This window comes from Microcoleus sp. MON1_C1 (assembly GCF_036701945.1).
Classification (GTDB): Bacteria; Cyanobacteriota; Cyanobacteriia; order Cyanobacteriales; family Microcoleaceae; genus Microcoleus.
In genome coordinates, this window is record NZ_JAUBRO010000011.1 from 139243 (window position 1) to 153760 (window position 14518).

Annotated in this window: 12 protein-coding genes and 1 pseudogene; 2 read left to right on the top strand and 11 right to left on the bottom strand. The window is 43.2% G+C overall.

Annotated elements, in window-relative coordinates; genetic code table 11:
- Position 1: 1 nt before the first annotated feature.
- From QUA62_RS08775 to QUA62_RS08810, 8 genes are read right to left on the bottom strand one after another with little or no spacing between them, the layout of a single operon-like run.
- Entirely contained in the window at positions 2-958 is a 957-nt protein-coding gene (locus tag QUA62_RS08775) for a thiamine pyrophosphate-dependent dehydrogenase E1 component subunit alpha (RefSeq protein ID WP_333403462.1), read from the bottom strand.
- On the bottom strand, positions 951-1901 hold the full coding sequence (locus QUA62_RS08780) for a GDP-L-fucose synthase (RefSeq protein ID WP_333403463.1): 951 nt from the start codon (positions 1899-1901) through the stop codon (positions 951-953). The genes QUA62_RS08775 and QUA62_RS08780 overlap by 8 nt, the downstream gene beginning before the upstream one ends.
- Before the next feature lie 10 nt (positions 1902-1911).
- Complete coding sequence (locus QUA62_RS08785; RefSeq protein ID WP_333403464.1) at positions 1912-2979, bottom strand: GHMP family kinase ATP-binding protein; 1068 nt, start codon at positions 2977-2979, stop codon at positions 1912-1914.
- Between the two features lie 11 nt (positions 2980-2990).
- Positions 2991-3467 carry an NUDIX domain-containing protein gene (locus QUA62_RS08790; RefSeq protein ID WP_333403465.1) on the bottom strand — a complete coding sequence of 159 codons (477 nt, stop codon included), beginning with the start codon at positions 3465-3467 and terminating at the stop codon, positions 2991-2993.
- Positions 3464-4177: a D-sedoheptulose 7-phosphate isomerase gene (locus QUA62_RS08795; RefSeq protein ID WP_333403466.1), complete on the bottom strand. Its 714-nt coding sequence runs from the start codon at positions 4175-4177 to the stop codon at positions 3464-3466. Before QUA62_RS08795 ends, QUA62_RS08790 begins: the two co-directional genes overlap by 4 nt.
- Positions 4161-4745 carry an HAD family hydrolase gene (locus tag QUA62_RS08800; protein ID WP_333403467.1) on the bottom strand — a complete coding sequence of 195 codons (585 nt, stop codon included), beginning with the start codon at positions 4743-4745 and terminating at the stop codon, positions 4161-4163. The genes QUA62_RS08795 and QUA62_RS08800 overlap by 17 nt, the downstream gene beginning before the upstream one ends.
- Entirely contained in the window at positions 4742-5461 is a 720-nt protein-coding gene (locus tag QUA62_RS08805; protein ID WP_333403468.1) for a nucleotidyltransferase family protein, read from the bottom strand. Before QUA62_RS08805 ends, QUA62_RS08800 begins: the two co-directional genes overlap by 4 nt.
- 9 nt (positions 5462-5470) lie before the next feature.
- Positions 5471-6409 (bottom strand): NAD(P)-dependent oxidoreductase, encoded by a 939-nt coding sequence (locus QUA62_RS08810; RefSeq protein WP_333403469.1) that lies wholly within the window; start codon positions 6407-6409, stop codon positions 5471-5473.
- Between the two features lie 185 nt (positions 6410-6594).
- Here QUA62_RS08810 and QUA62_RS08815 point away from each other — a divergent pair, with 185 nt between their 5' ends.
- Both QUA62_RS08815 and QUA62_RS08820 read left to right on the top strand, forming a co-directional pair.
- Entirely contained in the window at positions 6595-9579 is a 2985-nt protein-coding gene (locus QUA62_RS08815; protein ID WP_333403470.1) for a tetratricopeptide repeat protein, read from the top strand.
- Positions 9579-11402: a tetratricopeptide repeat protein gene (locus QUA62_RS08820; RefSeq protein ID WP_333403471.1), complete on the top strand. Its 1824-nt coding sequence runs from the start codon at positions 9579-9581 to the stop codon at positions 11400-11402. Before QUA62_RS08815 ends, QUA62_RS08820 begins: the two co-directional genes overlap by 1 nt.
- Before the next feature lie 252 nt (positions 11403-11654).
- Here QUA62_RS08820 and QUA62_RS08825 read toward each other — a convergent pair whose 3' ends face one another.
- The 3 genes and pseudogenes from QUA62_RS08825 to QUA62_RS08835 form a co-directional block, all read right to left on the bottom strand.
- A complete protein-coding gene (locus QUA62_RS08825; RefSeq protein ID WP_333403472.1) occupies positions 11655-12227 on the bottom strand; it encodes an ISAs1 family transposase in 573 nt (190 codons plus the stop codon).
- Positions 12187-12519: a hypothetical protein gene (locus tag QUA62_RS08830; protein ID WP_333403473.1), complete on the bottom strand. Its 333-nt coding sequence runs from the start codon at positions 12517-12519 to the stop codon at positions 12187-12189. Before QUA62_RS08830 ends, QUA62_RS08825 begins: the two co-directional genes overlap by 41 nt.
- A 723-nt stretch (positions 12520-13242) precedes the next feature.
- Positions 13243-14491: pseudogene (locus QUA62_RS08835) on the bottom strand (ISL3 family transposase).
- Positions 14492-14518 lie beyond the last annotated feature (27 nt).

A 14518-nucleotide genomic window follows, 5' to 3' on the forward strand; every position in this document is an offset into this window, starting at 1 on the left:
TTTAACCTTCCTTAAAAACATCGGTGAATAATTCAGGATATTTTGGGAAAGGGCTAGCTTCTGCAAATTCAAAAGCTGCTTTAATTTCCGCTTCTACTTCGTCCTCAATTTTTTGACGCTCTTCAGATTCTACCAGTTCCGCTAAACGCTTTAGTTGGTCATTTTTAATCCAAGGTTCAGCTTCTTCTTTTGTCCGATAGCCCAAGTGATAATCTTCATTAGGACCAACGTGTTCTTTCCAGCGGTAGGTCATGCACTCAAAGAAAAATGGCCCCGGTTCGCCGTTTCGCAAAGCTTTAGCAGCAGCGCCTATTTTTTCATAGATAGTCAGAGTGTCATTGTCTTCAATTTTTTCTGCCGGGATACCATAACTGCGGGCGCGATCGCAGATATTATCTAACTTTTGCCGCTCGCGCTGGTGAGTGTGAATGGCATAATTATTATTTTCGCATACAAAAATCATCGGCAATTTTTTGAGAGCCGCCCAGTTCATGCTTTCTGCAAACACACCCTCGTCTACTGCGCCGTCGCCAAAGATACTGACAACAATAGAGTCTTGTGGCTGATGTTTTAGTGCATAAGCATAGCCGATGGCGTTCGCGATTGTTGTCCCGACAACCGCTGACGAACCCATCACATTTGCCGCCAGGTCTATCATGTGCATCGAGCCACCTTTGCCCTTGGCACAACCTGTTGCTTTCCCATACAATTCAGCAATCATTTTGTTTAAGTCCCCGCCCTTAGCTAGATAGAGGGCGTGGCTTCTGTAAGTGCCAAAAACTACATCATCGGGTTGCAAAGCTTCGCAAATACCAACGGATACCGCCTCTTGACCAATAGAAAGATGAACGGGACTTTTGATTTTATCCGTTGGATAAACTTTTGCAACTTCTTCTTCTACTCGGCGGATGCGGTATAGAGAACGGTAAAATTTTTCGTACATTAATTGTTCATACATGGGCTATCGCCTTTTTTTCTTCTCTTACCAAAAACCAATTGTAAGTTGCCTCTACAGCCGCCAGAAACGAAGTCTGTGGCTGCCACCCCATTGAGCGAAGTTTACCAGAATCAAGCGCTTTTAATGGCATTCCGTCTGGCTTACTTATGTCAAAGTGTAGCTGACCTCGATAGCCTATCGCTTCTTTAATTAACTCCGCAAGTTCCTTAATAGACAAATCCAGCCCCCCGCCAATATTAATCGGCATCGGGTCATCGTATTTGTCGGCGATGAAAATGCAGGCGTCTGCTAAATCGTCAGCTAAAATAAACTCTCGTCTAGCTGTGCCTGTTCCCCAAATTTCTACAGATTCAGCACTCTCGATTTTTGCATCGTGCATTTTGCGAATCAGTGCTGGGATGACATGAGATTCTTCTAAACTGAAATCATCTCCAGGGCCAAAGGCGTTAGCGGGTATTCCGGTGATGAAATTTGCGCCGTATTGATGACAGTAAGCTTGACACAATTTAATCCCCGCAATTTTAGCTACTGCATAGGCTTCATTTGTGGGTTCCAAACTACCCGTCATTAGTGATTCTACCTGCATTGGCTGCGGACAGTGTTTGGGGTAACTGCACGAAGAAGCCAGGTAAAGTAATTTTTTAACGCCATAGCGGTAGGCGCTATCAATAACATGACATTCTACGAGGAGATTGTCTAGCATTAATTCAGCGGGATACTTTTGATTTGCTTGAATTCCCCCTGATTTCCCGGCTGCTAGAAATACATATTCCGGGCGAGACTCCTCAAAAAAAGCTTTCACTTTTTCAGACTGAGTGAGGTTCGGTTCCTTTGGCGGTTTTCCGATAACATTTTGATAGCCCTGAACTTCCAATTGTCGCAGAATAGCCGAGCCAATGAGAGTTTCACCGCCTGCTACATAGATTTTAGCGTCTTTTTTCACAGAAATTATCCTATAACAACGAAGTGGGTGTTAGTTCTCGGAAAGCTGCGATTTGCTGACTAGCGCGACTTTTATCCAGTTCTGAGTAATCTTCTTGGGGTTCAAAAAAGATGATTTGACTGCCCGAAAATTCAAAATTAAACGGAACGTGGATTAATTTACTGAGCTTTTCTCTTACTTCTTGTTGCTGTGCTGGTGGTACAAATAGCAGTAGAAAACCACCACCGCCAGCACCTGTTAATTTACCACCAATAGCACCGGCTGTGCGAGCAGTTGCATAAAGGTCATCTACTTCTGGATTGGAGACTTTATCGCTTAAACTGCGTTTTGCTTGCCAAGCTTCGTGCAACAGTTCTCCGAAGCCTGTTAATGGCTGATTGCTATTTAAAATAGCGATACTTTCTTCTACCAAATCTTTTATAATCCGTAACTGCCGTCTTTTAGCATCAAGGTCGGTGACGTAACTGCCCGCGATGTCCGAGGCGGTACGTTTAATGCCAGTATAAAATAGCATTAAGTGAGAATTCAGATGTTGAATCCGCTCTTGAGTGAGGGTCATCGGTCTGACTGAAATTTCACCATTGGGCAGAAAAGAAATGTGATTGAGACCGCCATAGGCTGCTGATACTTGATCTTGTGAACCTACTGTTTCTTTTAATGCTTGTTGTTCTATGAAAATGCTTTCTTTAGTCAATTGCTGCTTGCTGGGCATTTGACCTTGGAGGGCGTATAATGCGTGCAGTAACCCTACCACAAAAGCGGAACTAGACCCCATACCACTGCGGGCGGGTAAGTCTCCGTCATGGTGAATTTCTAAACCTCGCTCTACTTGCAAGTGACGTAAAATTTCCCGAACCGCAGGGTGGGAAATTTCTTCAAAACTTTGACAGCTTTCAATTTTAGAGTAAACAAGGCGGATGCGGTGTTCGAAGAATGGGGGGAGATAGCGACAGGTTAAATAACAGTATTTGTTTATGGAAACTGCTAGGACAGCACCTCCATGCTGGTGATACCATGCGGGGTAGTCGGTTCCTCCTCCAAAGAAAGAAATGCGAAAGGGCGTTCTGCTAATGATCATGCGGTTTCCTGTTAACGGATGATTCCTGTTTCTCCTTGGAGAAAATCTTGCAGGGGTGCTAAAGCGGGGGGTACGATATCGGAGGGCAAAGTGGTGCGATTAAAAAAATGTAAGGCTTCGCTTTCACTACTAATAGATAGTTCGCCGGATATGATTTTGGCTTCTAGCAAAATATCGACTAAGTGTACCACATCGCCGTTATCTAAAAAGGTGACAATGCGGCTTTCGGGATCAGAATAAACCCCTAGAAGTCTTGTGATTTCGACCGTTAGGCCAGTTTCTTCATAGACTTCCCGCACGGCCGCTTCTGTGACAGATTCTCCTGGTTCAATTCTACCACCAGGGAGTCCCCACATTCCGCAGTCGCTGCGCTTTTCCAGTAAGATCCAGCCTCGCGAGTCTAGGACGATAACGCCAGCACCTACGCGGACGCGAGTATTTGCATCGGCGGCTTTTTTGGCGTACATTCTCTCTGCGATGGGGTTCACGCAGTTGCTCCCCGCTCGCTAAAGAGATGAGATTCGACTAAGCTACACAAGATGTGTTCAACTGCCAAATGTCCTTCTTGGATGTATGCGGTGTTGGTGCTGGGTACGGCAATGGTTACGTCTGCGATCGCAGCTAGTTTACCGCCGGTACCAGTAAGTGCAATCGCCCCTATTCCCATTTTTTTAGCTGCGGCGATGGCGAGCACCACATTGGGTGAACTACCGCTGGTGCTGATGCCGATCAATACGTCTCCCGGTTTTCCAAGGGTTTGTACTTGACGCTCAAACACGCTTTCAAAGCTGCTGTCATTGGCAAAGGCGGTTAAAAATGAGGTATCAGTTGTGAGTGCGATCGCCGGTAATCCGGGGCGTTGAAAATCTTTACTCAGCCAATTAACAAATTCAGCAGCTAAGTGCTGACAATCGGCTGCGCTGCCACCGTTGCCACACAGCATTAATTTGCCACCTGTACGAAAAGCTTCCGCAATTAGCTGAGCAGCATCGAGAATTGACTCCATACAGGCTGAGGCAATTTGGCGCTTAATGTCAGCACTTTCTTGCAAGTGCAGCGTGACAGCTTGCTCAAAGCGCAATCGGCTTGTTTGTTCTAAATCGGTAGCAGTTTTACTACGAAGACTTAACTCCTCGTCTGCGATGATCGCGCCACTCTTTTGCATTTTCTCACCTAATAGTTCAAAGTCTAGCTGCATTATTAACTATTTCCCTTGTTTCTAGAGCTATTAAGCGCTCAATAATCCGCGCCGCTTCGAGCACATCATCTACCACGTAGTCAGGGGCAACTGTTTGGCTAGTTGCCACCTCAGCACCGTAACCCGTTCGCACTAGGAAGGTGATTGCTCCTACCCTCTGCCCTAACTCGATATCGCAAGGCTTGTCACCGAGGACAAAGCTATCTTGGGGATTAAACCCATATTTTTCTGCTGCCTGTTCTACCAAACCTGCGAGTGGTTTTCGGCAGGAACAGTTATCGGCGGGGGTGTGGGGACAAAAATAAATGTCTTCTAAGTAGACACTTTCGGCTGTTAGAAGTTCCAGCATTCGCTGGTGAATTTCCAACAGCCGCTTTTCGTCAAAGAAGCCACGACCGATGCCAGACTGATTGGTAACGGCGATCGCCCCAAGTCCCATTTCCTGGATCTGACGCAAACCCTCGGCTGCACCGGCGAGCAGTTCTACCTGCTGCGGGTCTGAGAGGTAGTGGCACTCTTTGATGATAGTGCCGTCGCGGTCTAGCAGAACGAAGCGTTTGGGCCTCACAGTAGAGTCTCCGGTGCAAAAAACTGTTTTGCCATAGCATACGACTCTGGCGTACCAATGTCCAGAAAACGCCCCTGACTGCAATAGCCATAAAGTCCCCGGCCAATCCAGATAGGAAATATTTCTCGCTCTAGGGATATAGCCCCACTGGTGGGAATTGTGGCTAATAGTCTACGATTTAGCAAGTACAGACCCGCATTGATCCAGCCAGCCCCCTCAGTGTCACCTTTTTCTTCAAACTTCTGTACTTTCCCTGACGATTCCAATTGCACTCGACCGTAGCGTTTGGTATCAGACACTTGGGTTAAAAGTATTGTAGCTTCTGCGCCTTGGGCAATGTGCCACGTCCAAAAGTCACTCAAATTGGCGTGGCAAAAGGAGTCGCCGTTCATTGCCAGTACATAATCAGATTCAAAAAGGGGTAGGGCTAAGCGCAAGGCCCCGCCAGTCCCCAGTTGGGATGATTCTTGAGAATAGAGTAGGCGCATACTGCTATAAGAATCGCCAAAGGTTGCACTTACCTGTTCTCCCAAGTAACCTGTACACAGGACAGCGTTTTTACACCCACTTTGTACTAGCTGATCTAAGAGGTAGGTCAGGAAAGGTCGCCCTCGAACTTCGGCTAATATTTTGGGGCGATCGGCAACTACCGGTCGCAGCCTGGTTCCCAATCCGCCGACGAGGATAGCTGCTGTGCAATGCTGTAAGTCTGCCATGCTTTTGCGTTAAATGTTCTTGAATGGTGCTCTTCCCATCATCCGGTATCCTTTCAAAAGTTCTTTGATGCCGTCGTCTAAGGTACGTTTTGCCTCGAACCCAGCTTCTCGTAAGCGTTGGTTGGAAACAATATAATTGCGTTTGTCTGGGTCGCTACCGATGGGGGCGAAGTGAATGTAGAAATTGGGGACGTACTCTTTGACTTTGAGGGCTAATTCTTCTTTCGAGAGGTTAGCTTCATCCAGTCCCACGTTGTAGGGTCGTCCGGTCATTTTTTCAGCATTTTGAATGCAGTAAATCATGCAGTCAGCCACATCCCGAATATGGACGTAGTTGCGCTTGAAGTCTTTCTCGAAGATTACCAGATAGCCGTCTGTAATAGCTGTGTACACAAAGTGGTTTACCAGCAAGTCTAAGCGCATCCGGGGAGATGTGCCGAACACAGTAGCAAGGCGCAGGGTGATAGCGTTGGGGCTTTCCAATAGTTCCAATTCTGCCTGAACTTTTGTCTGACCGTACAAAGAAATCGGGTCGAGGGGTGTATCTTCAGTGCAGTAGGTGTCCCCGGTACTAGCGCCGTAACCGCTGTTAGTGTTGGGGTAGACGACTAACTGCTGCGGGCTCCGCAGGCGGTTGATTAGCTGTACTGCTTCTAGATTTACTGATTTTGTCATTCCGGGGTCTCGCTTGCAGGCGGGAGCACCGACGATAGCCGCTAGGGGGATGATGACATCTGCATCTTTAATGAGGCGCTGCATTAAGTCTTCGTTCCGCACGTCTCCCTCAATGAAATCAAAGGCTGGGTTGGCGCAAAGATGGAAGAGAGAATTTTGCCCATACATGAGGCTGTCGAGCGCTGTGACGCGGTATCCTGCGTCGAGTAGGTGCTCGCACAGCACCGAACCCAAATAGCCAGCGGCACCTGTGACAAGTAAGCGTGCAGTCATTTTTAGCTCCGTAAAACAATGATTTTCCACCCTGTACTTTACCCTAAGATGGCAGTTACAGGGGATTGGTTCCTTCTGATAGCGCCTACGGAGGCTATAATTACCTTGACAGAGGGCAGCATTTGTGATTTAACTAAGTTGATATTATATGAAAGTTGCCCACAATTATTCAATGTCCGTAATATATGGTAAATGACGTGAACGGGGAAAGTGCGATCGTTTATTTGAATGAGGGCAACCAATTAAAGGATGCTGGCTTTTACGACCAAGCGCTGGAATGCTACGGAAAAGCCTTAGCGATCGACCCGGAGAATGCGGAAATTCACAACCAACAGGCAGAAGTATATTGTCTCCAGGGGAAGGCGGAGGAGGCGATCGCTTGTTGTCAGAAAGCATTGACTATTCAACCAAATTATGCTGTAGCTTACAAAACTCTGGGCAATGCCTTTCTAGTAGGGGGTAAGCTGGAGGAAGCTAGGGAATCCTATGCTAAAGCGGTAGAAATTCAGCCGGATTATGCTGCTGCCTTGGCTAATTTGGGCAGTATTTATGCTCAGGAGCAAAATTGGCAGCAGGCGATTTTTTATTACCAAAAGGCGATCGCTATTCAACCCAATTTTGCTGGATTTTACCGAAATCTAGCTAGGGTATTTTCACAAATTGGCAAGCCAGAGGAAGCGACAGAGTGCGGGTATTTGGCATTGATGCTGGAACCGGACAAGGCAACAGCGGCGGAATTTCTTAGTTTGGGGAACACTCTTTTAGCTCAGGGTAAGCAAGAGAGGGCGGTTATATGTTACCGTCGAGCTATCAAACAAAATTCTAAATTTTCGGAAGCTTACTACAGTTTGGGGGAAGCTTTGGCTGCTGTTGGTGAGTGGGATGAGGCGATTGCTTTTTACGCTAAACTTATTGAAGTAGACGGGGATTCTCATCAAGTTTACCTTAGTTGGGGGGATGCCTTGGCGCAACAGGGTAAGTTGGATGAAGCGGTCAACTGTTATCAAAAGGCAGAGGAAGCACTCACTTCTGACTCGACGGCTATAGACCGGGATCTGAAATTGGCATCATTCTTAAAATCTGAGTTCAATCCTGATTTATCCAAGGCTCAAGAAGAAGTAGGAAATTTATTTCAAGGACAAAGCAGGTTTCGCGAAGCTCTTTTCTATTATCGACGCGCCTTTCAACTCAACCCAGATACGACAAACGTTCAGCACGGTTTGTGGGTAGCCCTGAGCCATACTCAAAAATGGGATGAAGCGGTAGTTTGGTATCGTCAAGCGATAGAAATTAGACCAGAGATTTCATGGCTCCATCACCATTTAGGATTAGCTCTGATGGGTTTGCAAAACTGGGAAGAAGCGGCTACTTCATTCCGTCGTGCGACTGAACTAACCCCGCAATCTTTTTGGTCGCAGCAACTTCTGGGGCAAAGTTTAGAAAAAAAAGGCTGCGGTGAGGAGGCGATTCGGGCTTACCAACAGGCAATCCAACTTCAGCCTGATGCCACCAATACTTACTTATCTTTAGGGCGGCTGTTAACAACCCAAGGCCGTGCAAATGATGCCATTCTAGTTTATAGCCAAGTCCTACAAATTAAACCAGACAATTTAGAAAGTTCCTGCAAATTAACTTGGTTGCTTTCACAAAAAAATCAGTGGGATGAAGCAATAAAATGTTATAACAAGGCTTGCGAAATCACTCCAAAAATCTTTGATTTAGAGCCAGTGAGGAAAATTTTTCAAGAAACAACCGAATATAATTTTATTAATATAAATGGTTTAACACAGAATGAAAGAATTTACATTGAGAATGCCGGATTGTCCCTCGAGTATCTGGAGCAAATTAGCAAAGATAATCAAGATTGGAAAGTGGCAATGAAAGCGGCATCCCCCGTATATGGGGGGCTACCGAAGCTTCCTGCATTTCAGCACCGAATCTTAGATACAGGTTACATTGACTCTGTTTGCCCTAGGTCTGGCAATACCCTGCGGTCAAATCAGTCATTTTTGATGGGTCAGGATTTTTACATTATTTTTTATAGGTTCATGGGTGCTGAAGTTTTTTATCTAATGGTTGCTAGTAATTACACTTACAAGTTAGCTATTTATTTGCCCAGCAGAGAAATGATTCTTGTTTTTTATGACGAAGAATGCGGACTTGGGAGTGAAAGAATGTCGCCGAGATGGTTGATCGAACAGCACGTCAATACATTAAAAAGTTATACCCTGGGTTTCTTAAATGATGTCAAATCTTATATTTTAAACAATCAACCAAAGCCAGTAACGGCTGCTTTAGGATTTCATAACAATATTGGACACTTTATTTGGAATGAGGTGTCTGGGCTTCAAGATATTTATAAAGCAGGAAAATTCAGGAAATTAGAGGCTTTAGCTGTTGGTGGTTACAATTACGGATTAGACCTGCGGCATATTTTTCCTGAAATGGAACAAGAAAATACTAACTTATTGGTATTGAATGTCCCCGGAAAATTGTCACACTTGGGATTTGAAGCTGGTGTCAAGAATAATTTATTTATTTTCACTCCAGCTTACTACGGCATCACAGAGGAGTTGGGTAGCCGACTGTATAATAATAGTTACAGCCAATGTCGCGAGGAAATTCTACAAGAAGTGGGAGAATCTAAAAAACACTTTCCACTTTTATGGATTACGCTTCGTAGTCACCACAGAGCCTGGGTATCCCAGGTAGAAGGAATTGCGAGTCTTATCGAAAAACTTTCCCAAGAATATTGTGATTTAGGCGTGATTTTCGACGGAGTGCCAGCAGAAAAAGGAAAGATGGATAAGATTATCGGTTTCATTCCTCCCACAGTGAAGACATACAACGCCTTAGACTGTAATATTTATGAAACGATTGTCTGGGTTCAGGCCCCTGATTTGTTCGTCGCTCCCTATGGGGCTGGCAGTATCTTTCCATCAATTGCTAATAAAACGGGGGTTTATCATACAAATAAAGAATGGTCAAAAGCCGAACCCTTCTGCCCAAATCCCAGAGAAAACTGCACTTTAACAGTCATGATACCTATAGATGCTGTTACTGAGGAAATGGATGCCGTATATCATTGTCATTGGATGCGAAACTATAACTGCGATTGGCAAGCAATTTACAAAGAAGTGGTTAAGATAATTGAGGGGTTAAAAAAATAATGAATAACTTAGATTCTATCCATCTAAAAATAGCGTCTTATCAACAATCAGGACACGCTTTAGCAAAAGATGGTCGTGTTAATGAAGCGATTCTTGCTTACGAAGAAGCCCTCAAACTTCAACCGGATGCAGAGATTTATTTTCACTTAGGCAGTTTGCTGACACTTTCAGGTAAAATAGATAAAGCGATCGCCGCTTACCAAAAAGCAGTAGAGATTCAACCGGATTATGTGGATTCATACTGGAACTTAGCATGGTTGTTCTCACAACAGAACAAATGGGATGAGGCTATTACCTCCACGCGAAAAGCTGGCGAACTTAAAATTCAAGGTGTTTGGGAACACTTCCAAAAAAACAGCCGCTATAGATTTATTAAACTCCACTCGTTAAGCGAAGAAGATCGGATATTTCTTGAAAATATAGAAGTATCGATAGCCAATTTAGAATTAATTAACCAAGTTAATGTTTCTGCTAAACAAAGCTATCAAGATGTTTGGAGTTATTCTCCGGAAATGCCGATTTCCAATTTTGGAATCTCTTCTAGCCTACATAGTATAATAGATAAGGGTTATGTCGAGTCAATCTGTCCTGTCTCGGGTAAAAAAATTAAATCCGATCAATCATTTTATGTCGATCACTACCAGTACATGATTTTTTATCGTTTTTTAGGAACAGAATTATTTTATTTAGTCGTAGGAGGTAATTGGGTAAGGTTTAATATAGCTATTTACTTTCCATTCAAAGATTTAATTATCAGTTTTTGCGATCCAACAAATGGGATTATGATGGAAGCGGCCCCTGTTGACTATTGGGTAAATATTTTCAAAAGTTATACACTTAGTTGTCTAAACGATGTCAAAGATTATCTCTTAAGCGATCAACCTAAAAAAATATCTGCTGTCTTGGGAATGTGGAATATAGGGCACTATTTCTGGAACGAGATTTCAGCAATACAGGAGCTATATGAAACTAAAAAATTAAATAAAGTAGATGCCTATGTAATAGGACCAAATAATTATTTAGATATTCAAGATATTTTCCCAGAAATAAGGGCTGAAAAACCAAATGTGGATTTTTTTTATTTTCAAGCACAAGCACCTTATTGGTATCTTCATGCAGAGCTACCGCAGCCGACTTATTTTCAATTCTGTTTAACCAACAATTTTTTCACGGTTAAGCTAACGGCATTGTGTATTAAAGAAAAATTGGCGAGCAGAATATATCATAATTCTTACAAGAAGTGTAGACCAAATTTTTTACAAAAAGTAGCAAAATCTAAACAACACTTTCCGCTGTTATGGATCTCAATTCGTAGCCACACAAGAGAATGGATTTCGCAGGTGGAAGGAATTGCGAATATTATCAGAGACCTCTCAAATGATTTTCCTACACTGGGAGTTATTTTTGATGGAATGCCCACAGAAAAAGCCAATATGGAAAAAATTTTAGAGCTAATACCTCCTAACATTAGTACATATAATGCTCTTGATTGTGAAATACATGAAACCTTTGTATGGGTGTATGCTATAGACCTATTTATCATGGGTTATGGAGCAGGAAGTGTATTTCCTTGGATAGCCAATAAAATTGGTCTATATCATGGAAACACACACATGGTTCGCTATGAAGAAGCATTTTGCATTCATCCCAGAGAAAACTGTCAACACACATTTTTTGTATCTAGAGATGCTATTACTGAGGATCTTGATTCAGTTTCTCATCCTCACACCCGTAACTACGATGTAGATTGGAGAGCCATTTATAATAAAGTAGTTAAAATAATTGAGAAGTTAAACGAGGAAAGAATCGTAACAAGCGAGTAATGTTTAACAGTTCTACCGAACTTAGGAATGAAAAATCAATAACTGGCACAATTGAACCCCAGAAGTCTTGCTCTACGGTAAACTATTGCACAATTAGTCACCTTATTTGTTTTTCCTTCCTTCGGGTGTTAAAAATCGTCGAAAGGCTTACGCAGAAAGACTTTGCCGGAAAGTTGATAAAAATAGAACCATCAAAAAATCCTGGGGGGGTAACAACCAGGCTGAAACAAAGAGGGAGTAAGGATTACAGGGCTATTTCATTCTGAACAAGATTTTGAGTGTGTTAAGATTAAAGCCAGCACTTCGTTGCGCTTGAGCCATGTTATTAAAACCGTTATCTCGGTACAAATTGAGGGCAAAATTGCGGGCGATTGCCCAAATTTGCACCAGTGGTGGGGTGCGAATACGAGAAGCATCCTCGCCTTGAGTTACGTCTCGAACATAATGGACTTTGTTCTCAACGCCCCAGTACCCTCGAATTCGTGCTGCAAAAGCTTGAACCGTATCAATAAATGAGGCAACGTAATAGCGAGTAACGGTTGTGACTTCAATGATGGTCGCCCGATGCACAAGGCGTTCGGACTGAACTCGAATCAAGGTTTGTAGTCCAGGAAAATCGGGAATTCCATCAAGGATATGACTAATGCTGACGGTGCGTTTTTCAATGCGACCATGCCCTTTATTGATTTGTTGGGTCGTTGCTTGTGGTTGAAAATTGGCTACTACAGCTGCAAGTAAGCCTGACTGATTGCCTTTGAGTGCACCGATATAGTCATTATGGCTGTCAATGATTGCAGTCGCTGTTTTTTTGGGTGCTGATGGCATCAAAAGCGAACACCACTCCTTGTAATGCCATCTGTTTGATGAAGGCAGGCAAAGCAGTGATTTCATTCGTTTTCGACTCGACTTCGTAGGGTTCTAGAATCAAGCCCCGCTCGACAATATAAGCCGTGACCAGCATAATCGCCGGATGTGAGTCTACTGTGGGGTCATCGCTGATGGCTTCATAAGAGCCTCGCAGCACCTTGCCGTCGGTGGCAATGGTTTCTCCAGGTAAAGGTTGAATGCCGAAGAATCGAGATAAACAAGCCGAGTAATCCCGGTAATCGAGTCGCAACAGTGTCCGCCGAATTGTGCTGTAAGACGGTAAGCGCCCTTTGGGTGGCGCTTTCCATGGCTACCAATTCATCATGGTAGGCCCAAAGCCAGTCTCCAATCGCCAGAAATCCACGATTTCCAGCCGTCACCGACAGAGTAAACAAAGCTAAACATAGAGCTTGTGTATGGCGTTGTCCTGCGGTACGCCGCGTATCAGGCAGGGCTGTAAAAGCTTCGACAATGGCAAGTTGAGACATCGTAGACGGGCCTGATAGTGAGAATCAATCCAATATCATATCAGCCTTTCGATCAGAATGAAATAGCCCTGGTAAGGATTAAGCCAATGTGTGCTAAAAAAAGATAGGCAGCAAAATTGTTATACGCTTGCCTATCCAAAAAATAATGATACCAACATTCTACCGGATTCATTTAGAAAAAAAACTAACGTTAGCTCAGTTTAAGCTGATTGAAATCTTGTTACCTGTGATACAATCCGAAAAACAAATCAGATTAGAACGGCTCTCCCGCGTATTTCCCTCTCTAATTACCAGCGAAAGTCGGCGACGTAAGTTACAAAGATTTTTGGATTTGCCACACTTAACTATTTCATTAATTTGGTTCCCATTAATTACTTATTGGTTGACAACTTATTGTCGTGTTGGTACTCGTTTATCAATCGCCATTGACCGCAGTCAATGGGGGCGCATTAATCTTTTGGTTCTTCAGTATCTAGTATGCTAAACTAACAATTAAACTGCCAAGTAAGCAAACATCTAACTCGGAAGTTTTCAAAGTTTCTAAACCCGTAAGCAGAACGTTTAATCAACTTGAGCTTATTGTTGATGCCCTCAACAACACCACTCGTAGTCTTATAATCAAAGTAAGCAATAATCTCATCTAGCCAACGAATAATAGTGTTCTGACTATCGGGAAAATATTTTTTGGCTCCTGATAGCCATCTTCCCAGTTTAAATAAACCAACCAACCAATTATTAGTCTGTTCAAAAATCTTTCTGAGCTTTTCTTTTAATTCATGCCTGAGCTTGAGAGTAGGAGATACATCTTTAACTTGCAGGAGTTTAGTTTTTTGCTCTTCACTCAGGTCTATTTCGTTCTTCAGCAACACATATTTACTTTTCTTCAATCCTTCTAAAACTCTCTCCTGCTCGACTTTTTCTTCTGAAGAGCCTGCTTGTTTAATTAAATCTTCTACCTGTCTTCTCTCGCGCTTTCTTTCGGCGTCTAATTCCCTGTTTATTTGTGCCATTACATGAAATCGAGCGGCGACTACTTGAGCATTTGGCATCAGGTCTATTACTACATTTTTATAACCTTTCCATAAATCTATACTTACTTCTTCTATTTGCTCTAATACCTCTTTTCCCCACTCCAAGAGGACTTCCCTAATTTCTTCTTGTTTTCTTCCTGGCAACATCAAGCATTAGCTTAGACTTCTCTAAATCTATTAATACTGCACAGTAATTCCCTTTTCCTTTAATTACAGCTATTTCATCAATCCCTAATCTCTTCAACTCGCTAGGCTTGGCTTTCAAGTATTCTTTCGCTGCATCTTTCAACATCCTTTCTATTTCTTCTGTTGTCACTACTCCTTTTTTGGCTACGCTGTGGATATCGTTCTCTAACACTTCTTGAATTATTTTCCTGGCTAGCCGTTTCCTATAGCTTCTTCTTTTTCTGACAAACTCTAACTCTTCACTAAATGGCTTGCCACATTTTTCACATTTAAACTGTCGTCTGTTAATCTCTAAAAATACGAAGTTCTCTCCCCACGGTAAATCTTTGACTAGGTATCGATGATTTTGATGTAATCTATGGCTTTTTGTCCCACAGCGGGGACAGCTACTTTCCTTTCCAATTTGTTCGAGCTGTAAAATTATTCCAATCCCTTCATGCTGGCGATGTGAGATTACTTTTATTCCCTCTATATTCAACAGCTTTGTTAAAAACTTTATCTCATTTTTCGTTCTCATGGCTGTTAAATCCACCTAACCCCTCTA

Bases quoted from the DNA above. Each gene is read 5' to 3' on its own strand.
- QUA62_RS08775 (WP_333403462.1), bottom strand. From the start codon at position 958: ATGTATGAACAATTAATGTACGAAAAATTTTACCGTTCTCTATACCGC.
- QUA62_RS08785 (WP_333403464.1), bottom strand. From the start codon at position 2,979: ATGATCATTAGCAGAACGCCCTTTCGCATTTCTTTCTTTGGAGGAGGA.
- QUA62_RS08795 (WP_333403466.1), bottom strand. From the start codon at position 4,177: ATGCAGCTAGACTTTGAACTATTAGGTGAGAAAATGCAAAAGAGTGGC.
- QUA62_RS08805 (WP_333403468.1), bottom strand. From the start codon at position 5,461: ATGGCAGACTTACAGCATTGCACAGCAGCTATCCTCGTCGGCGGATTG.
- QUA62_RS08810 (WP_333403469.1), bottom strand. From the start codon at position 6,409: ATGACTGCACGCTTACTTGTCACAGGTGCCGCTGGCTATTTGGGTTCG.
- QUA62_RS08815 (WP_333403470.1), top strand. From the start codon at position 6,595: ATGGTAAATGACGTGAACGGGGAAAGTGCGATCGTTTATTTGAATGAG.
- QUA62_RS08820 (WP_333403471.1), top strand. From the start codon at position 9,579: ATGAATAACTTAGATTCTATCCATCTAAAAATAGCGTCTTATCAACAA.
- QUA62_RS08825 (WP_333403472.1), bottom strand. From the start codon at position 12,227: ATGCCATCAGCACCCAAAAAAACAGCGACTGCAATCATTGACAGCCAT.